Raw genomic sequence first — 18,171 nt, forward strand, 5'->3', positions numbered from 1 at the left:
AACCGGTGAGCGGGAATGCAACGGCAACGTCCCCTCCGCACCACGCAAGCGCTCCCTCCACACCCCGGGACACGGCGCAGCAGCCAAATGCCCCCTCCCGGAGCGCACTTGCAGTCTCTAGGCTCGGTAGCTCACAGGCCGGGCCCGCACCCCTCACCAACACCACCGACCTCATGCCGAGCCTAAGGACACCCGCCATGCGCCGCGCCTTGATCGTCGTAGACGTGCAGAACGACTTCTGCGAGGGTGGCAGCCTCGCGGTGGCCGGGGGTGCCGATGTGGCCGCCGCCATCACGGAGCTGATCGGGCAGGCGCCCGCCGGCTACCGCCATGTCGTCGCGACCCGCGACCTCCACATCGCCCCCGGCGGCCACTTCGCCGACAATCCCGACTACGTCCACTCCTGGCCCGCGCACTGCGTGGCCGGCACGGAGGGCGTCGGCTTCCACCCGAACTTCGCCCCGGTCGTCGCCTCCGGCGCGATCGACGCCGTCTTCGACAAGGGCGCGTACGCGGCGGCGTACAGCGGCTTCGAGGGCGCCGACGAGAACGGGGTGACGCTGGCGGACTGGCTGCGGGCCCGGGAGGTCGACGAGGTGGACGTGGTGGGCATCGCGACCGACCACTGCGTACGCGCCACCGCCCTGGACGCCGCCCGCGAGGGCTTCCGTACGCAGGTCCTGCTCGACCTCACGGCCGGAGTGGCCGAGGAGACCACGGACCGGGCTCTGGAGGAGCTGCGGAACGCGGGCGTGGAGCTGACCGGCAAGCCGGTGGTCTGACCCTCCCGGGGAACTCCTACAGGCCTTGGGGCGCCGCGGGCAGGCCTTGGGGCGCGGGTCTGCGCATCAGCGCCCTGATCGGGTGCCACAGCTCCTGGACGAGCTCCGGGCCGATGTCCGGGCTGACGCTGACACCGTTGTCAGCGACCGGTGCCGTACGCCATATCAGGCCGTCGGGGTGGTGCAGGACCGCGGTGATCTCGTCCGGGGTGGGCGGCTGGGCGTTGCCCCGCAGGTACACCGCGCGCAGACCCAGGTTGCGCAGCCGGGTCAGGGCGCGGGCCCGGTTCTGGGCCAGCACCAGCACCCGCACGCAGCCGGCGGCCGAGCTGTAGGGGCCGGACGGGCTGGGCAGGTTCAGCGCCACCACCACGCTGCCGTTCGGCAGCTTGCAGAAACCTCCTGCGGCCATGAAAAGTCACACCCCCGTGCGGTCCGGTGTCAATAAGAGAATCACAGGACGCACCTAAACACGATCGGCCGCGACCCGCCAGGGGGTCGCGGCCGATCATGCTCTGACCTGCGGAAATGTCTCTTACTTCACTGCGGGGCCGACCTGGAGCGAGATCGTGGAGCCGTTCAGGGCCTCCTTGACGATCTTGATCTTGGTGTTGGTGTCAGTGATCTTCACACCGGCCAGCGGGGTGCTCGTGTCGTAGTAGGTGTTGGTCCGGTCGTTGAAGACCGAGACACCCTTCTGCGACGCGATCTTGGTCTCGACGTCCGCCTTGTGCAGCGTGAGACCGTCGGTGCGGAAAAGGCTGAAGGGCGAGTCGTAGGACTGGATACGGCTGCGCATCAGCGTGCCGTCCGACCACTTCAGCGCGGCCGGGTGGGCGTCGATCGGCAGTACAAGACCGGTGCCCGGGTGGACGCTTGTGTTGTTGTCCGCCTGGGAGGTGTCCCACTTCCAGATCAACAGGCCGTTCTGGTACGGGTAGTGCTCCACCCAGTCCGGACGGGTCGTCGTGAAGCCGAAGTTGTACGGGCCGACCTTGAGGGTCTTGTCGTACGACACGTACTGGCGGTTCTCGGCGATGTAGTACTGCGCGTAGTCGTCCGTGATGGCCGCGCCGATACGGGAGAAGCCGTCCGTCGTCCAGGCGGCGTCCGCGGTCTCCGCGTCGTCCGAGAAGAGGGCGGCGCCGTCCGCGGTGACGCTGATCTCGTCGGCCGCGAAGCCCTTCTGGGCCACGCCGCCGTCGGTGGCGTAGCGGAAGCGCAGGCCGATGTTCTGGCCCGCGTAGGCGTCCAGCGGGTACGACAGCTTCTTGTACGCCTCCGTCGTGCCGTCGAGCGCCGGCTTGCCGCTGCCGTCACGGCTGATGGCCGCGCCGTCCGCGGTGCCGTCGATGGCGGTCCAGGTGGCGCCGCCGTCGGTGGACACCTCGGTGTAGAGGTAGTCGTAGCCCGCCTCGATGTCCCACCAGCCGTCAAGGGTCAGTGCGGCCGAGGACTTGCCCGTGAGGTCGACGGAACGGGTCAGCGTCTGCGAGAGGTTGTCGCCGCTGCCGCTCCACCACTGGGTCGCGCCCTGCGCCGGTTCGACGATCTCGTTGGTGACCGTCTTCTCGGGCAGTTCGACGACGAGCGCCTGAGCGTTCTTGGTGTTGTACTCGGCGACGCCCAGCGTGTGCGAGGACTTGGTGGCCGCCTTCGCCGTGTCGTAGTTGAGCCAGCCGAGCTGCAGCTTGTCCCAGGCGGTCATGTCGCCGGGCAGGTTGCCGATCTCGCCCTCGCCGGTGCCGAGCCAGGAACCGGACGACATCAGCGTCCAGAACCCCGTGGAGTTCTCGCCGCCGTTGGTGTCGTAGTGGTCCGGCAGACCGAGGTCGTGGCCGTACTCGTGGGCGAAGACGCCGAGTCCGCCGTTCTCCGGCTGGATGGTGTAGTCGCCGACCCAGATGCCGGTGTCGCCGATCGCGGCGCCGCCGAGCTTGTTGCCCTCGGGTCCGGTGGAACCGGCGTCGGTGCCGAACGCGTACCAGCGGTGGGCCCAGATGGCGTCCGCGCCCTGGGCGCCGCCGCCCGCGGACTCGTCCTCACCGGCGTGCACGATCTGGAAGTGGTCGATGTAGCCGTCGGACTCGTTGAAGTTGCCGTCGCCGTCGAAGTCGTAGCGGTCCCACTGGTCGTACTCGGCCAGCTGCGCCTTGATCTCCGCGTCGGTCGCGCCCGCCGCCTCCTGCGCCGCGACCCAGGCGGTGACGCCGTCCTGCACCGCGTACCAGGCGCCGGTGGACGCGTCGTTGGAACCGTAGCGGGCCTCGTTATAGGGGACCGCGACCCAGTCCGCGACCTCGCCGTCGACCGAGTAACGGCCGGACGACTGCTTCTCGTAGTACGTCTTCAGCGAAGCGGTGCCGTCGCCGAAGTACAGGTCCTGGAAGTGCTCCTGGTTGTAGTCCGCCTGCCAGGCCGTGCTGTTGTCCTTGGTGCGGTCCGGCTCGGCTATCTCGTTGTGCAGCGGGCCGACGGTGCCGCCGTAGCGGGGGTCGACCTGGTCGCCGAACTCGACCAGGATGGTGAAGATCTTGTCGGTCTTCTCCCGGGCCAGCTCGACGTACTTGCCCTTGCTGAGCTGCACCACCTGCGAGCCGTTGCGCTCCTGAGCCGTGGCCTCACCGGATATGACCTGCTGGAGCGCCTCTTCGCGCTGCGCCGCCTCGCTGTCCGTGAACGGGCCCTTGAGGTCGTGCTCGGTGTCGCTCGCGGCGGGCGCTGCCGGGTCACGGCGCTCCACCGTCGGGGCCGACGCACCGGCGTCGGCCTGCGCCACGGCGAACGTCGAGAACGTGGCAGTGGCCGCGGCGAGGGCAACGCCCACCGCCGCCCCTCTGAACGTCCATGATCTGCTGGTCACTTGATGTCCTCCCTCGCGTCCCGCTCACGCGGATGGAGGGGTCCAGGTCATGGGGTCCGCGCGCGAATACGCGTTTCAAGTGACGACATTGGACCGGAGTTACGAAAGAAAAGACAGATCTTGACTTGAACCTGGCAACTGCACTATGTAGAGCGGATGTTCGCTCGCCGGAGCGCCATCACACCGCTCAACAGGCGCGTCCGGACGTCCACTTCATGGACGTGATGACTCCGTGCGCCCCCTGTGCACCGGCACCGTGGGTTAGGTCACGCTTACCGGTCGTTCCACTCGGGCATGCAGGCGAATAGAGTCGATTGGCGGCACGTCGGAATGTCGATGGATTGCCAAGTCGACACCGTTGTCGGCCCCCGATTCGCAGCCTCACCCTCAATGCTCTATCCGCACCCTCCCCCATCGCGAGAGGCACCCGGGGGGAGCACCCCCACCCGAGGAAACGATTGCCATGCCTCGAACGACTGCCATGCCTCGTCCGACCGCCGCACAGCTCGCCTACGGTTCCTGCACCGTGATCCTCTCCACCCTCGCCATGCTGCTGCTGTCTCAGACGAGTTCGGGCCTGGGGATCGTGGCGATCACCCTCTCGGCACTCGTTCTCGGACTCCTCGTCGCCATGACGGTCCCGCTGCCGAAGCCGGCGCGCACCGCGAAGGTGCCCGCCATTCCCGTACTGGAGGGACGCGTCCCCGCACAGCGCGAGACCGTGTCCGTGGCCGCCTCCGCGACGTCCGAGCCCGTACGCGAGCCGGCGAACCCCTAGAGCGTCACGACAGCGTCACCGCACACGCGAACCGGCGGGCCCGTGTCTCACGGACCCGCCGGTCGTCGTTTCCCGTCCCGCCGTCCGGCGGTCAACCGGTGCTGACCACCACCGTCTTGGCCGCCTTGTCGTGGAGGCCCTGCTTGTAGGGCTTGTCGAAGAAGCTCCAACCGCCCGCGATCGCGGTCCAGATGCACGCGCAGCAGAACGCGAACGGGATCCACAGGACCAGCGAGCGGATCAGCGTGGTCTGCACGGAGGGCGTGGAGCCGTTGTCGAGGTTGGCCACCCGCAGCTTGAACAGCCGCTTGCCGAGGGTCTGCCCCGACTTGCTGATCATGAAGGTGTCGTACCCGACGTAGAGCACGGCGGCGACGAGCGACTGCCCGAAGGACTTGCCGGTGTCGATCTCGTCCGTGTCCATGTTGTACTCGGTGACCCCGAACGCCCACGACAGCAGCCACACCACGATGCCCACGAGGATCATGTCGAGGATGCGCGCAAGGACCCGCTTGCCGCTGTCCGCGAGCGGCGGCATACCGGCGAGCGGATCGCCGCCGTAGGGGCCTCCACCGCCGTAGGGATCGCCACCGCCGTAGGGCGGCGGCTGGGCGCCGGACGGCGGGGTCTGGGCGCCGCCCGGGGGGTCGTACGGGGAGCCGCCGCCCTCGGCGGGCGGGGGCTGCTTCTTGAACGGGTCGTCATCCGGTGGCTGGCCGGAGCCCGGAGGCGGCGGTTCGCTGCTCATGGCCCGAGTGGACCGCGAACCCTCCCCGTCCGCATCCGGCGAGCGGCCGTCCGGGCTACCGGGTTGTGTACGCCGGTTGCCGCGTCGCCGGGTACATCACCTGCCCGGGCGTCCCTTACGTACGCGCCGCCACGAAGGTGTGGGCGGCCTTGTCGTGCCAGCACTGGCGCCACGGCTTGTCGAACAGGCACCACAGGACACCGAGGACCCCGATACCGAGGACGCCCGTGACGCCGTAGACGAGCCAGCGGCGCAGGGCCGAACCGAAGGACGGGGGTTCGTGGCCCTCGATGTCGCGCACCTCGATGCCGCACAGTTTCTTGCCGAGGGTGCGGCCCCACTTGGCGGTGGGCAGCGCGTCGTAGAGGACGCCGAAGAGGAGCAGGACGGCGAGGATCACACCGAGATAGCCCGCGGTCGTGCCGTCGAGCAGCCAGACCGTGACGGTCTCGCCGGAGAGTTTGGCCGCGTCCACCTTCTCGTTGATGTGGTCGACCGCCTTGGTGCCCAGCGGTACGGCGGCCACGGCGGTGACACCGGCAAGGACCACCGTGTCCACGAGCCGGGCGGCCAGCCGCTTGCCGAGGCCCGCGGGACGCGCCTCCGACTGCCTGCGCGCGGCCGCCGTGAAGATGTCCTCGACCGGCGGCTTCCACGGCGCGACGGGCTGCCCCTCCTCCGCCGGGTCCCCGGCGAGCCGGTGCACCTGCTGCGCCCAGGAGGGCTGACCGCCGCCGACGCCGGGTGCCATGGGGGTGCCGCCCGCCTGCTGGGGGACGGAGGGGGTCACCGGGGCGGCCGGGGTGGCCGGAGCCTGGGCCGCAGCGGCTTGGGCCGCCTGGGCGGCGGCGGCCTGCCCGGCGCCGAAGCCGCCCCCGGCGGGCGTACCGGCGGCCGGGGGCGTGCTCCCCGGCCGCGCCCCCTGCTGCGGCGTGCGCGGGGAGCGCGTACGGAAGGTCATGGTGCCCTCGGAGGGCAGGTCCTCGGCTCCCGGGCCGGCGGGGCGCCCGCTGCCGCTGCCGGGCGTGCCACCCGTACCCTCGGCCGCCGGCCGCACCGGTCCCGTCGGGCGCCGGAACACCACGGTGCCGCCGGACGCCGGAGGCTGGGGGCTGGCCGAGTCCGCGGGCGGGATCGTCGCCGTGCCGTCCGTACGTGAGGAGCGGCCGTCGGGCTGGACCACCGGGTCGGCCGGTTCCGACGCGTGGGGTACCCGCGGGTCGGCGGCGCTCGGCGGCGACCCCCAGGCGACGCGGCGGTCCCGCTCACCGCCGAAACCGGTCTGCCGGGAGCGGTCGGCGCCCCACGCGGCCGCGGGCTCGGGCCGGCTGCCGTGCTGGGCCTCGGCGGGGCTCACCTGCCGGGAGCCGCCGGAGGGTTGCGGGTCCTCGTCGAAGAAGTGCGGTCCGGTCTCCTCGGCGGGAACCGGCGCCTGCGCCTGGGCGGGCACGGACGCCGGGTGGGAACCGGGCGGCGCCGCGAGCGGCACGCCGTCGGACGGCGCCGGACGGCTCGTACCCGGTACCCAGGCGGCACCGTTCCAGTACCGGACATATCCAGGAATGGAGGGATCCGGGTAATACCCTTCGCGGGGCCTGTCGTCACCGGGTGCCGGGGTTGGGGCGCTCATGTCCGTCGTCCCGTATCTGCTCGGGGGTCTTTTGGGGGCTCCACATCTATCAGACCGGCGCACCCGCCACTGCCGCTCCCGCCGTACCCGCCCCATTCGGGCAAGGTTCCGCCACGTCCGGACAGCACTGGACACACCACTGGGAACGCCGCCCGAAAAAACTTCTCGAAACCCGCGTAATGGTTCCGCCCCCACGGGCTCTCCACTCGTACGGGCCCGCCCACAGGGCCCCGTACGAGAAAGGAAACGCACCGACATGCACACCGTGGTGGAACGCGAACTCGAGCTCAAACTCGTCCTGTCGCCCGAACGCAGCATCCCCGTCCCGGCGCGGCTCAGTTACCGCACCGACGACCCCTACGCCGTCCACATCACCTTCCACATCGGCTCCGACCATCCCGTCAGCTGGACCTTCGCCCGCGAGCTGCTCGTCGAGGGGGTGTTCCGGCCGTGCGGGCACGGCGATGTGCGGGTGTGGCCGACGAAGGTCTCGGGCCGCAGTGTCGTGCTGATGGCGCTGAGTTCGCCGGACGGCGACGCGCTGCTCGAAGCGCCCGCCGCGCAGGTGTCCGCCTGGCTCGAGCGAACCCTGCGGGCGGTCCCGCCGGGCTCTGAGGCGGAGCAGCTCGGTATCGACGACGGCCTCGCCGAGCTGCTCGCGCCCACTCCGGCCGACGACCTGTGGCTGCGGGATCCGTGGCCGTCGGACGAGTCCAAGGACGGGGAGTAGATCTGGGGTGACGTCAGAACAGCTTGCCGGGGTTCAGGAGCCCCAGTGGGTCGAACGCCGTCTTGATCGCCCGCTGCATCTCCACGCCGACCGGGCCGATCTCCCGCGCCAGCCACTCCTTCTTCAGGACGCCCACGCCGTGCTCGCCAGTGATCGTGCCGCCGAGTTCCAGGCCGAGGGCCATGATCTCGTCGAAGGACTCGCGGGCGCGCCGGGACTCGTCGGGGTCGGCGGCGTCGAAGCAGACGGTGGGGTGGGTGTTGCCGTCGCCCGCGTGCGCGCAGACCCCGATGGTCAGGGCGTACTTGTCGGCGACGCGCTCGATGCCTTCGAGCATGTCGCCGAGCCGGGAACGCGGCACGCACACGTCGTCGATCATCGTGGTGCCCTTCACCGCTTCGAGCGCGGTGAGCGACAACCGCCGCGCCTGGAGCAGCATTTCGGACTCGGCCGCGTCCTCCGCCGGCACCACCTGGGTGGCGCCCGCGGCCTCGCACAGGGCGCCGACCGCCGCGAGGTCGGCGGCGGGGTCGTGGGTGTCGAAGGCGGCGAGGAGGAGGGCCTCGGTGGTCTCCGGGAGGCCCATGTGGGCGAGGTCGTTGACGGCCTTCACCGTCGTACGGTCCATCAGTTCGAGGAGGGACGGCACATGGCCGCCTTCCATCACCTTGACCACGGCGTCGCAGGCGGCCCGCGCCGACGCGAACTCGGCCGCGAGGACGAGCTGTTGGGGCGGCTGCGGCCGCAGCGCCAGGACCGCCCGTACGACGATGCCGAGCGAGCCCTCGGAGCCCACGAAGAGGCGGGTGAGGTCGTACCCGGCGACGCCCTTCGCCGTGCGGCGGCCGGTGGTCATGAGCCGCCCGTCGGCGAGCACGACCTCCAGGCCGAGGACGTACTCCGCCGTCACCCCGTACTTGACGCAGCACAGCCCGCCCGACGCGGTGCCGATGTTGCCGCCGATCGTGCACATCTCCCAGCTGGAGGGGTCCGGCGGGTAGTACAGGCCGTGTTCGTTGACGGCGCGGGAGAGGGTCGCGTTGATGACGCCCGGTTCGACCACCGCGATCCGGTCGACCGGATTGATCTCGAGAATCCGGTCCATCTTCACCAGGGACAGCACGATGCAGCCGTCCGAGGCGTTGGCGGCGCCGGACAGGCCGGTGCGGGCGCCCTGCGGGACGACGGGCACGCGCAGCTCGGTGGCGGTGCGCATGACGTGCTGGACCTGTTCGACGGTGCGCGGAAGGACGACGACGGCCGGGGTGCCCGCCTCGCAGAAGCTCGCCATGTCGTTCGCATATGAGGCCGTGACGTCCGGGTCCGTGAGGACGGCTTCGGCCGGCAGGCCGGCGAGGAGACGGTCGACGAGGTTGCCCGTCACCGCGGCGTCTTCGTCGCGTCGGGCTTCGATACGGCTCATGATCACAGCGTCGCACTCGGGGCCATCGGTGTGAACCCCGTCTGCGGCACCCAACGCGTGCCGTGATGTGGTCTTCGTACTGACGCACAGTGAGCGGCATGGAGATCGAAGAGCAGCGACCGGCCGCGCAGCCCAAGGAGCCCGAGCCCTCCGGGTCCCGCTTCTCCCCCGTCGCCAAGCGCGCGCTGGCCTGTGCCGCCGCGGGAGGCATCGTACTCGGCGGTGTACTGGTGCTGCTGCCCTCGGCGGGGCGGGACGCGACGCCGCCCGCGCCGGGACCGGTGGCGCGGGCGCAGACGGCGGTGGGCACCGGGGTGCCCGCCGCGCTGCCCGATCTGGCGGCGCTCATCGGCGACCGCGAGGCGCATCTGCGGGCCCATCCGCGCGACGACCAGTCGTGGGCCGTCCTCGGCAGGGCGTACGTGGAGCAGGGGCGGCGGACGGCGACGCCCGCGTACTACCCGAAGGCCGAGCAGGCGCTGCGTACGTCGCTGAAGGCCCGGCCGAAGGGGAACGCGGAGGCCTTCGACGGCCTCGCGGCGCTCGCCAACGCCCGCGGTGACTTCCGGGCGGGGAAGCGGTGGGGCGAGACGGCCGTGAAGCTGGCGCCGAAGCGCTGGACGACGTATCCGCTGCTGCTCGACGCGTACACCGGCCTCGGCGACTACAAGGCCACCCGGAAAACCCTCGACAAGCTCCTTGAGCTGCGCTCCGGGCCGACGGTGACCGCGCGGGCGGCGCAGGTCTACTGGGACCGCGGCTGGCGCGAGGACGCGGCGGCCGCGGTCGCCGACGCGGCGGCGCGCGCGGCCACCCCCACCGAGCAGGCGGCCTTCCTCCAGCAGGCCGGCGAGCTGGCCTGGGAGCGCGGCGACCGCGAGCAGTCCCTCGGCTACTACCAGCGGGCGCTGCGCACCGACCCCGACGAGCACAGCGCCCTCGCCGGGCAGGGGCGCGCGCTGGTGGCGCTGGGGCGCACGTCGGAGGCGCTGCGCGCGTACCAGACGGCGCTCGCCAAGCGGCCCGAGCCGCGGTACGCGCTGGAGCTGGGCGAGCTGTACGAGAAGCTCGGCGTCGACGGGGCCGCGCGCGTGCAGTACGACCTGCTGCGGGAGCGGGTGCGGCAGGAGGCCGCCGGGGGCGTGGACGACGGGCTGGTCCTCGGGCTCTTCGAGGCGGACCACGGCGATCCCGCGGCCGCCGTAAGGCTGCTGCGGGATCAGTGGAAGCGGCACGGGGGGATCGCCGTCGCGGACGCGCTGGGCTGGGCGCTGCACCGGTCCGGGGAGCACGAGGAGGCGCTCGGGTTCGCCACCAGGGCGACGGACAAGGAGCACGGCGGCACCGTACGCAGTGCGCTGTACGCCTACCACCGCGGCCAGATCGAACGCGCCCTGGAGCAGTACGGCCCGGCCCGCCGCCACCTCGCCGAGGCTCTGCGCATCAACCCGTACTTCTCGCCGCTGCTCGTCCCGGAGGCCGAGGCGGCGCTGGAGGCGCTGGGTGAGCCGTCGGCGGAGGAGGGGCCGGGGGAGTCGGCGGAGGAAGCTGAAGGAGCCGAGGAGGCGGAGGGCTCGGACGAGGCGTCGGAGGAGCCCTCGCCGAAGCCTTCGGAGAAGCCTTCGGCGTAGCTCCGCGCAGCGTGCTTCTACAGGTTTCCGCGCCTCTCCTGCTCCCGCTCGATCGCCTCGAACAGCGCCTTGAAGTTGCCCTTGCCGAAGCCCATCGATCCATGCCGTTCGATGATCTCGAAGAAGACGGTCGGCCGGTCCTGGACCGGCTTGGTGAAGATCTGCAGCAGATAGCCGTCCTCATCGCGGTCGGCGAGGATCTTCAGTTCGCGCAGGGTGTCGACGGGGACGCGGGTGTCGCCGACCCACTCGCCGAGGGTGTCGTAGTAGGAGTCCGGGGTGTCGAGGAACTGGACGCCGGCCGCGCGCATGGTGCGTACCGTCTCGACGATGTCGCCGGAGTTGAGCGCGATGTGCTGGACGCCCGCGCCGCCGTAGAACTCCAGGTACTCGTCGATCTGGGACTTCTTCTTGGCGATGGCGGGCTCGTTGATCGGGAACTTGACCTTGAGCGTGCCGTCGGCGACGACCTTCGACATCAGCGCGCTGTACTCGGTCGCGATGTCGTCGCCCACGAACTCCTTCATGTTCGTGAAGCCCATGACCTTGTTGTAGAAGCCGACCCACTCGTTCATGCGCCCGAGTTCGACGTTGCCGACGCAGTGGTCGATGGCCTGGAAGGTGCGGTGGGCGGGCGGCTCGACGATCGGCGCGGCGGCGGTGAAGCCGGGGAGGTACGGGCCGTCGTAGCCCGCGCGCTCGACCAGGGTGTGCCGGGTCTCGCCGTACGTGGCGATCGCGGCGAGTACGACCGTGCCGTGCTCGTCCTTCAGCTCGTACGGCTCGGCGACCGAGCGGGCGCCGTGCTCGATGGCGTACGCGTACGCGGCACGCGCGTCCGGGACCTCGATGGCGAGGTCGACGACGCCGTCGCCGTGCTCGGCCACGTGCTCGGCGAGGAAGTGGCCCCAGGTGGTGGCGGGCTTGATCACGGAGGTGAGGACGAAGCGCGCCGAGCCGTTGGTGAGGACGTACGACGCCGTCTCGCGGCTGCCGTTCTCCGGTCCGGAGTAGGCGACGAGCCGCATGCCGAAGGCCGTGGAGTAGTAGTGCGCGGCCTGCTTTGCGTTGCCGACGGCGAAGACGACCGCGTCCATTCCCTTGACCGGGAAGGGGTCTGCCTCGCGCGCGGTTTCGGGGGTGTGGTGGGTGGTCTGAGTCATGTCCGCAGGCTCCCTCCGCTTCGCAAGGTGCGCAATAGTTTGCGTATTCGCTGGGCACTCTGTTCATGCGATCGCCTGATTCAGCGGGCGTTGTGTACAAGATGACCACCCCGGAGGCCCCTATGGCGATCGATCATCTGGACGGCCGGCTCATCGTGCTGCTCGCCGAGGAGCCGCGTATCGGCGTCCTGGAGATGTCCCGGCGGCTCGGCGTCGCGCGCGGCACCGTGCAGGCGCGGCTCGACCGGCTTCAATCGAATGGAGTGATCCGCGGATTCGGGCCGCAGGTGGATCCGACGGCGCTCGGATACCCGGTCATGGCCTTCGCGACCCTGCAGATCCGGCAGGGGCAAGGCGCGGACGTACGCGCGCACTTGACGACCGTCCCCGAGGTACTGGAGCTGCACACGACGACCGGCGGCGGCGACATGATGTGCCGGCTCGTCGCCCGCTCGAACGCCGATCTCCAACGTGTGATCGACCGGGTTGTCGGTTTTGATGGCATCGTCCGGGCCTCCACGGCGATCGTCATGGAGAACCCCGTTCCGCTGCGGATCATCCCGCTGGTGGAACAGGCGGCGACCGAGCACTGACCGACGACGGGGGTGACTGGTGTGAACTTCTGGGAGTACCTGAGCAGCCGCCACCAGCAGCTGCTCACGGACGCGTACCAGCACGCCAGCGCGGTCTTCCAGTGCATGGTCGTGGCGACCGTCATCGGCGTGGTGATCGGTGTCGTCACCTACCGCAGCGACTGGGCGGGCGGCATGGCCACCACGACCACCTCCATGATCCTGACGATCCCGTCGCTCGCCATGATCGGTCTGCTGATCCCGGTGGTCGGACTGGGCGTCCCGCCGACCGTCATCGCGCTGACGCTGTACGGGCTGCTGCCCATCGTGCGCAACTCGATCGTCGGCCTGCGCGGGGTCGACCCCTCCCTCGTGGACGCGGCGAAGGGCATCGGGATGTCGCGTCTGACGCGCCTCCTGCGGGTCGAGCTGCCGCTGGCATGGCCGCCGATCCTCACCGGTATCCGGGTCTCCACACAGATGCTGATGGGCATCGCGGCCATCGCGGCGTACGCCTCCGGGCCCGGCCTCGGCAACGAGATCTTCCGCGGCATCGGCTCCCTGGGCAGCAAGAACGCGCTCAACCAGGTGCTCGCGGGGACGCTCGGGATCATCATCCTGGCGCTGCTGTTCGACGCCGCGTACGTCCTCATCGGGCGGCTGACCATCCCGAGGGGGATCCGTGTCTGAGACGGCCGAGAACTCCGCTGCCGAGGCCGCGTCCACGTCCGGCGCCACCATCGAGCTGGAGAACCTCACCAAGCGCTATCCGGGCAGCAACGACCCGGCCGTCGACAACGTCAACATGGAGATCAAGGCGGGCGAACTCGTCGTCTTCGTGGGCCCGTCGGGCTGCGGCAAGTCCACCACCCTGAAAATGATCAACCGGCTGATCGAGCCGACGGGCGGGCGCATCCGCATCGGCGGCGAGGACGTCACCGACATGGACCCGGTGAAGCTGCGCCGCAAGGTCGGGTACGCCATCCAGTCCTCCGGGCTCTTCCCGCACATGACGGTCGCTCAGAACATCGCCCTGGTACCGAAGATGACCGGCTGGTCCAAGTCGAGGATCAAGTCGCGGGTCGAGGAGATGCTGGACCTGGTCGGGCTCGACCCGGGCGAGTTCCGCGGCCGCTATCCGCGTCAGCTCTCCGGCGGCCAGCAGCAACGCGTGGGCGTGGCCCGGGCGTTGGCCGCCGACCCGCCCGTCCTGCTGATGGACGAACCCTTCGGTGCCGTGGACCCGATCACCCGCGACCATCTCCAGGACGAACTGATCCGGCTCCAGCACGAGTTGCACAAGACGATCGTCTTCGTCACGCACGACTTCGACGAGGCGATCAAGCTCGGCGACCGGATCGCGGTGCTGCGCGAGCGCTCGCACATCGCGCAGTTCGACACCCCGGAGGCGATCCTCACCAACCCGGCCGACGACTTCGTGTCCGGGTTCGTGGGCGCGGGCGCGGCCCTGAAGCGGCTCAACCTCAGCCGCGTACGGGATGTCGAGATCACCGACTATCCGACGATCACCGTCGACGACCCGCTCCAGGACATCTTCAACAAGCTCCGCTCCAGCGGCACGAACGAGATCCTGCTGCTCGACAAACGCGGCCGCCCCTACAAGTGGCTGCGGCGCGGCGACCTGATGCGGGCCAAGGGCTCGCTGGCGCGGGCGGGCACGCTGGTGCACGACACGGTGACGAGGGATGCGACTCTGCGGGACGCCCTGGAGGCCGTGCTCACGGACAACACGGGCCGGGTCGCGGTGACCGGACGGCGCGGCGAGTACATCGGCGTCGTCGACATGGAGACGCTGATGAACTCCGTGCAGGAACTCCTGGAGGCCGACCGGCTGGAGGCCATGGAGCACCAGCACGAGCTGGAGGAGGCGCGCGCCCAGCAGACCCACTTCGAGCAGGAAGGCGTCGACGGCGGAGGCGGCGGGGAGGCGAAGGCGTGAACACTCCCCCGTCCAAGCAGCGGCCCGAGGGCGAGCACGAGGTCAAGGGGCTCGCCTTCCGTGACGAGGGCGCGGCCGAGCAGGAGGCTCCGCCGCCGGCCGCCACGGTGAAACGCCGGATCAGCTGGCAGAAGCTGACCTTCCTGCCGGCGTTCCTGGCGGCCGTGCTCCTGGCCACCTGGCTCTGGTTCGAGCAGGCGGACCTGGACTCGATCTCCGAGAACGCGATCGCGGGCGACCTGGTGTGGAAGGCGCTGCGGCAGCACATCCAACTGACCGTGATCTCCACGTTCTTCGTGCTGATCATCGCGATCCCGCTGGGCATCCTGCTGACCCGCAAGGCGTTCCGGATGGCGACCCCGATCGCGATGACGTTCGCCAACATGGGCCAGGCCACCCCCGCCATCGGCCTCCTCGCGCTCCTGGTCATCTGGCTGGGCATCGGCGAGAAGGCGGCCCTGATCGGCATGATCGCCTACGCCGTCCTGCCGGTTCTCTCCAACACGATCGCGGGCCTGAAGGCGAACGACCCGACGCTTCTGGAGGCCGCGCGCGGCATCGGCATGTCGCCGATGGGCGTCCTGTCCCGGATCGAACTCCCGCTGGCCGTCCCGCTGATCCTCGCGGGCGTCCGCACCGCGCTCGTCCTGAACGTGGGCACCGCGACCCTCGCCACCTTCGGCGGAGGCGGCGGTCTCGGCGTACTCATCACCACCGGAATCACCACCCAGCGCATGCCGGTCCTCGTCCTCGGCTCGGTCCTCACGGTGGCCCTCGCACTGCTCGTGGACTGGCTCGCCTCGCTGGCCGAACTGCTGCTTCGGCCGCGGGGGTTGGAGGTGGAGTCGTGAGGGGCGCGAGGCGTACGTGTCTGGTGCTGGCCGGGGCTCTGGTGCTCGCCTCCGGCTGCGGACTGACCAGCGGCTCCCCCATGGTCGACGACGTCGAGCCGGGATCCATCGGCCAGGGCAAACCCCTCGACGGCGCCGATCTGACGGTGACGTCCAAGGAGTTCACCGAGCAGCTGATCCTCGGCGCGATCATGGGCATCGCCTTCCAGGCGGCCGGCGCGTCGGTGCTCGACCGCACGGGCATCCAGGGTTCGATCGGCGCCCGCGAGGCGGTGAAGAGCGGCGACGCGGACGGCATGTACGAGTACACGGGCACCGCCTGGATCACGTACCTCGGCAACAGCGAGCCCATCACCGACCCGCAGAAGCAGTGGGAGGCCGTCCGCGACGCGGACGCGAAGAACGGCGTCACCTGGCTGCCGCCGTCCACCCTCAACAACACCTACGCGCTCGCCATGAACCAGTCCAACTTCAAGAAGTACGGCACCAAGACGCTCTCCGACGTGGCCGCGCTCGCCAAGTCGGACCCGGGCGCGGTGACGCTGTGCGTGGAGAGCGAGTTCGCCAACCGGGCGGACGGGCTGCCGGGCATGGAGAAGGCGTACGGGATGAGCATCCCCACCGGCAACATCACTCAGATGGACACCGGGATCATCTACACCCAGGTGGCGAAGGGGACTTGCACCTACGGGGAGGTGTTCACCACCGACGGGCGCATCAAGTCGATGAACCTGGTGGTGATGGCGGACGACAAGAAGTTCTTCCCCAACTACAACGTCGCCCCCGAGATCAACTCCAAGGCCCTGAAGAAGTATCCGGCGATCGCTGGAGTCCTCGACCCGATCACCAAGAAGCTGAACAACACCGTGGCACAGACCCTGAACGCCAAGGTGGACGTGGACGGGGAGGACCCGCATCAGGTGGCGCTGGACTGGATGAAGGAGGAAGGGTTCGTGAAGGAGGGCTGACGCGTCGTGCGGGCTGACTCGTCGTGCGGGCTGACGCCTTGTTCGGCCTGACGCCTTGTTCGGCCTGATGCTTTTGCGCGGGCTAGCAGCTCGGTACCGAGCCCGTCCCCTTCTCGAGAGCCACCAGGGAATCCACCGCTCCCTTGAGGGTGGTCACCGGGATCAGCCGCAGCCCCTCGGGCAGCTCCGACTGGGCGTCCGAGCACTCCGCCTCCGGGACCAGGAAAACCGTCGCGCCGTCGCGCCGGGCGGCCTGCGTCTTGAGGGCGACGCCACCGACCGCGCCGACCTTGCCGTCGGCGTCGATCGTGCCCGTACCCGCGATGCTGCGGCCCCCGGTGAGGTCGCCGCCGCTGCCGTCGCCGTCCAGCTTGTCGACGATGCCGAGGGAGAAAAGCAGGCCTGCGCTGGGCCCGCCGACGTCGGCGAGCTTGAGCGTGACCTTGACGTCGTCCTTCTCGCCCAGATACGAGAGCGCCGCCTCGGCCGCCGTGTCCTGCGACTGCCTCATCTCGTCCGCGTTGTGCTGCTCGATCTCCTTGACGCTGTCGCCGCTCGGGTAGACCGAGTCGCGCGGCATCACGGCCTGGTCCGTACGGAACCAGGCATCGAGTACGTCCCCGAGGCCGACGCTCGCGTCCGGGCCCGTCGCCTCGATCGTCGTCATCCGGAGCTGCCCACTCGTCTCACGCGTGGCCGCACCCGTGATCGTGATCACCGGGTCCCCCTTGTTCTCCCCGAGAACATTCGCCGTCATCCCCGGCTGCGCCACGGAGAAGGGCAAGGGCGCGAACACCGCCGTGGCGAACAGGGCCACGACGGGGAGAGCGCAGACGGCGACAGCCTGGGGACGCGTGAGGCGAGAGAGCACGGGGTCAATCTAACGTGAGGCTGCAACCGCCCCAGCTGTGGGCATGCGTGCCGCTACAACCGTCCTCGCTGTGGGCATGCGTGCCGCTAGGGGCGGCACGGGTGGGCACAGCGGCACCCCGTAAGCGCCGGGCTGCGCACCCACCCGACCTCAGCCCCCACGCCGGGCACCAGTGAACCCACGCCCAGCACAACTTCAACCACGCTCACCGCAACGCATCCGCCACTTCCCGAGCCGCATCCAACACCCGCGGCCCCACCCGCTCCGGCACGGAGTCCGCAAGCATCACCACACCCACGCTCCCCTCCACCCCGGTAACCCCGACAAGAGGAGCCGCGGCCCCACTGGCCCCCGCCTCCAACTCCCCATGCGTCAAAGTGAACCCGCACTCCCCCACCGGCGCCTGCCGAGCGGCAAGAATCGCCCGCCCCGCAGCCCCCCGGTCCAGCGGATGCCGGAACCCGGCACGATAGGCAACGTGGTAATCCGTCCACGTGGGCTCGACAACCGCGACGGCAAGCGCCTCGCTCCCGTCGACCAGCGTGAGATGAGCCGTCGCCCCGATGTCCTCCGCGAGCGAGCGCAACGCGGGCAGCGCGGCCTCCCGCACCAGCGGATGCACCTGGCGCCCGAGCCGAAGCACCCCGAGCCCGACCCGGGCACGGCCGCCCAGATCACGCCGTACGAGAGCGTGCTGCTCCAACGTGGCAAGCAACCGGTACACAACGGTCCGGTTGACTCCCAGCTTGTTCGAAAGCTCGGTGACGGTCAGCCCGTGATCGGTGTCGGCGAGCAGCTTGAGGACGCGCAGTCCCCGGTCGAGCGTCTGAGAGGTCTCCGCGGTCACGACGCCCACTCCTTAGTGGTGAGGTCGACGGCCCCCTCGCGGCGGTTGCGACACCGAGTCCCGTCGGCGACGCGCTTCAGAGGCCGCCGGTCGGCTGGCGACCCGGTTCTCCCGGGCGGAGTCGCTTCACGGCTGCGCTCCGCGGCGGCGCTGCCACGGGGCGTGTGCGTAGCGGGACAGTAGCGAGCCGGTTCGCTCAGCGGAAGGCACCGTCCAGAATCCGGGCATTCGCTGGTACGGACTGATTTCGTTTGCCCTGATTCGCACGGCGCCCGCCACCCGGCGTGCACGACCCGTACACAGAGCGCACACGCCACAACACACGCCGATCCCCGAAAGAACGCCCCGGCGTGT

17 protein-coding genes are annotated in these 18,171 nt (G+C 70.1%); 9 read left to right on the forward strand and 8 right to left on the reverse strand.

Annotated features, from left to right (window positions below; translation table 11 throughout):
* Nucleotides 1-197: 197 nt before the first annotated feature.
* A complete protein-coding gene (locus tag OG219_RS18805) occupies nt 198-782 on the forward strand; it encodes an isochorismatase family protein (protein ID WP_266828052.1) in 585 nt (194 codons plus the stop codon).
* 16 nt (nt 783-798) lie between these two features.
* On the opposite strand, the gene OG219_RS18810 is transcribed toward OG219_RS18805, so the two are convergent.
* The gene (locus OG219_RS18810) at nt 799-1,194 is read right to left on the reverse strand and encodes a hypothetical protein (RefSeq protein WP_266828053.1); all 396 of its coding nucleotides are present in this window, start codon (nt 1,192-1,194) and stop codon (nt 799-801) included.
* Between the two features lie 123 nt (nt 1,195-1,317).
* Nucleotides 1,318-3,645: an immune inhibitor A domain-containing protein gene (locus OG219_RS18815; RefSeq protein WP_266828054.1), complete on the reverse strand. Its 2,328-nt coding sequence runs from the start codon at nt 3,643-3,645 to the stop codon at nt 1,318-1,320.
* A gap of 481 nt (nt 3,646-4,126) precedes the next feature.
* Here OG219_RS18815 and OG219_RS18820 point away from each other — a divergent pair, with 481 nt between their 5' ends.
* Nucleotides 4,127-4,423 carry a hypothetical protein gene (locus OG219_RS18820; RefSeq protein WP_266836144.1) on the forward strand — a complete coding sequence of 99 codons (297 nt, stop codon included), beginning with the start codon at nt 4,127-4,129 and terminating at the stop codon, nt 4,421-4,423.
* 91 nt (nt 4,424-4,514) lie between these two features.
* Here OG219_RS18820 and OG219_RS18825 read toward each other — a convergent pair whose 3' ends face one another.
* Nucleotides 4,515-5,171 (reverse strand): RDD family protein, encoded by a 657-nt coding sequence (locus OG219_RS18825; protein ID WP_266828055.1) that lies wholly within the window; start codon nt 5,169-5,171, stop codon nt 4,515-4,517.
* A gap of 115 nt (nt 5,172-5,286) precedes the next feature.
* The gene (locus OG219_RS18830) at nt 5,287-6,801 is read right to left on the reverse strand and encodes an RDD family protein (protein ID WP_266828056.1); all 1,515 of its coding nucleotides are present in this window, start codon (nt 6,799-6,801) and stop codon (nt 5,287-5,289) included.
* Between the two features lie 256 nt (nt 6,802-7,057).
* Between OG219_RS18830 and OG219_RS18835 the strand changes: the two genes are divergently transcribed.
* Nucleotides 7,058-7,531, forward strand: coding sequence for an SsgA family sporulation/cell division regulator (locus OG219_RS18835; protein ID WP_266828057.1), 474 nt, complete (start codon nt 7,058-7,060; stop codon nt 7,529-7,531).
* A 13-nt stretch (nt 7,532-7,544) separates the two neighbouring features.
* Here OG219_RS18835 and OG219_RS18840 read toward each other — a convergent pair whose 3' ends face one another.
* Nucleotides 7,545-8,960, reverse strand: coding sequence for an FAD-binding oxidoreductase (locus tag OG219_RS18840; protein WP_266828058.1), 1,416 nt, complete (start codon nt 8,958-8,960; stop codon nt 7,545-7,547).
* A gap of 92 nt (nt 8,961-9,052) precedes the next feature.
* Between OG219_RS18840 and OG219_RS18845 the strand changes: the two genes are divergently transcribed.
* The gene (locus tag OG219_RS18845; RefSeq protein ID WP_266828059.1) at nt 9,053-10,585 is read left to right on the forward strand and encodes a lipopolysaccharide assembly protein LapB; all 1,533 of its coding nucleotides are present in this window, start codon (nt 9,053-9,055) and stop codon (nt 10,583-10,585) included.
* 17 nt (nt 10,586-10,602) lie between these two features.
* Here the strand turns inward: OG219_RS18845 and hppD are convergent, their stop codons facing one another.
* Complete coding sequence (gene hppD, locus OG219_RS18850) at nt 10,603-11,748, reverse strand: 4-hydroxyphenylpyruvate dioxygenase (protein WP_266828060.1); 1,146 nt, start codon at nt 11,746-11,748, stop codon at nt 10,603-10,605.
* Nucleotides 11,749-11,870: 122 nt separating this feature from the next.
* Here hppD and OG219_RS18855 point away from each other — a divergent pair, with 122 nt between their 5' ends.
* The 5 genes from OG219_RS18855 (at nt 11,871) to OG219_RS18875 (ending at nt 16,099) form a co-directional block, all read left to right on the forward strand.
* On the forward strand, nt 11,871-12,341 hold the full coding sequence (locus OG219_RS18855; RefSeq protein ID WP_266828061.1) for an Lrp/AsnC family transcriptional regulator: 471 nt from the start codon (nt 11,871-11,873) through the stop codon (nt 12,339-12,341).
* Nucleotides 12,342-12,362: 21 nt separating this feature from the next.
* Complete coding sequence (locus OG219_RS18860; RefSeq protein WP_266828062.1) at nt 12,363-13,010, forward strand: ABC transporter permease; 648 nt, start codon at nt 12,363-12,365, stop codon at nt 13,008-13,010.
* On the forward strand, nt 13,003-14,280 hold the full coding sequence (locus OG219_RS18865) for a betaine/proline/choline family ABC transporter ATP-binding protein (protein ID WP_266828063.1): 1,278 nt from the start codon (nt 13,003-13,005) through the stop codon (nt 14,278-14,280). The genes OG219_RS18860 and OG219_RS18865 overlap by 8 nt, the downstream gene beginning before the upstream one ends.
* Nucleotides 14,277-15,131: an ABC transporter permease gene (locus OG219_RS18870; protein ID WP_266828064.1), complete on the forward strand. Its 855-nt coding sequence runs from the start codon at nt 14,277-14,279 to the stop codon at nt 15,129-15,131. The genes OG219_RS18865 and OG219_RS18870 overlap by 4 nt, the downstream gene beginning before the upstream one ends.
* A gap of 80 nt (nt 15,132-15,211) precedes the next feature.
* Nucleotides 15,212-16,099, forward strand: coding sequence for a glycine betaine ABC transporter substrate-binding protein (locus tag OG219_RS18875; protein WP_323183350.1), 888 nt, complete (start codon nt 15,212-15,214; stop codon nt 16,097-16,099).
* Between the two features lie 82 nt (nt 16,100-16,181).
* Here OG219_RS18875 and OG219_RS18880 read toward each other — a convergent pair whose 3' ends face one another.
* Nucleotides 16,182-16,970, reverse strand: coding sequence for a S16 family serine protease (locus OG219_RS18880; RefSeq protein WP_266828066.1), 789 nt, complete (start codon nt 16,968-16,970; stop codon nt 16,182-16,184).
* A gap of 205 nt (nt 16,971-17,175) precedes the next feature.
* Complete coding sequence (locus OG219_RS18885) at nt 17,176-17,817, reverse strand: IclR family transcriptional regulator (RefSeq protein WP_266828067.1); 642 nt, start codon at nt 17,815-17,817, stop codon at nt 17,176-17,178.
* Between the last annotated feature and the right edge of the window lie 354 nt (nt 17,818-18,171).

Origin of the sequence: Streptomyces sp. NBC_00038, from assembly GCF_026343635.1 — a bacterium.
GTDB lineage: Bacteria > Actinomycetota > Actinomycetes > Streptomycetales > Streptomycetaceae > Streptomyces.

Coding starts and splice junctions, on each gene's coding strand:
- OG219_RS18805 (WP_266828052.1), top strand. CDS start 198: ATGCGCCGCGCCTTGATCGTCGTAGACGTGCAGAACGACTTCTGCGAG.
- OG219_RS18810 (WP_266828053.1), bottom strand. CDS start 1,194: ATGGCCGCAGGAGGTTTCTGCAAGCTGCCGAACGGCAGCGTGGTGGTG.
- OG219_RS18820 (WP_266836144.1), top strand. CDS start 4,127: ATGCCTCGTCCGACCGCCGCACAGCTCGCCTACGGTTCCTGCACCGTG.
- OG219_RS18825 (WP_266828055.1), bottom strand. CDS start 5,171: ATGAGCAGCGAACCGCCGCCTCCGGGCTCCGGCCAGCCACCGGATGAC.
- OG219_RS18830 (WP_266828056.1), bottom strand. CDS start 6,801: ATGAGCGCCCCAACCCCGGCACCCGGTGACGACAGGCCCCGCGAAGGG.
- OG219_RS18835 (WP_266828057.1), top strand. CDS start 7,058: ATGCACACCGTGGTGGAACGCGAACTCGAGCTCAAACTCGTCCTGTCG.
- OG219_RS18845 (WP_266828059.1), top strand. CDS start 9,053: ATGGAGATCGAAGAGCAGCGACCGGCCGCGCAGCCCAAGGAGCCCGAG.
- hppD (WP_266828060.1), bottom strand. CDS start 11,748: ATGACTCAGACCACCCACCACACCCCCGAAACCGCGCGCGAGGCAGAC.
- OG219_RS18855 (WP_266828061.1), top strand. CDS start 11,871: ATGGCGATCGATCATCTGGACGGCCGGCTCATCGTGCTGCTCGCCGAG.
- OG219_RS18875 (WP_323183350.1), top strand. CDS start 15,212: ATGGTCGACGACGTCGAGCCGGGATCCATCGGCCAGGGCAAACCCCTC.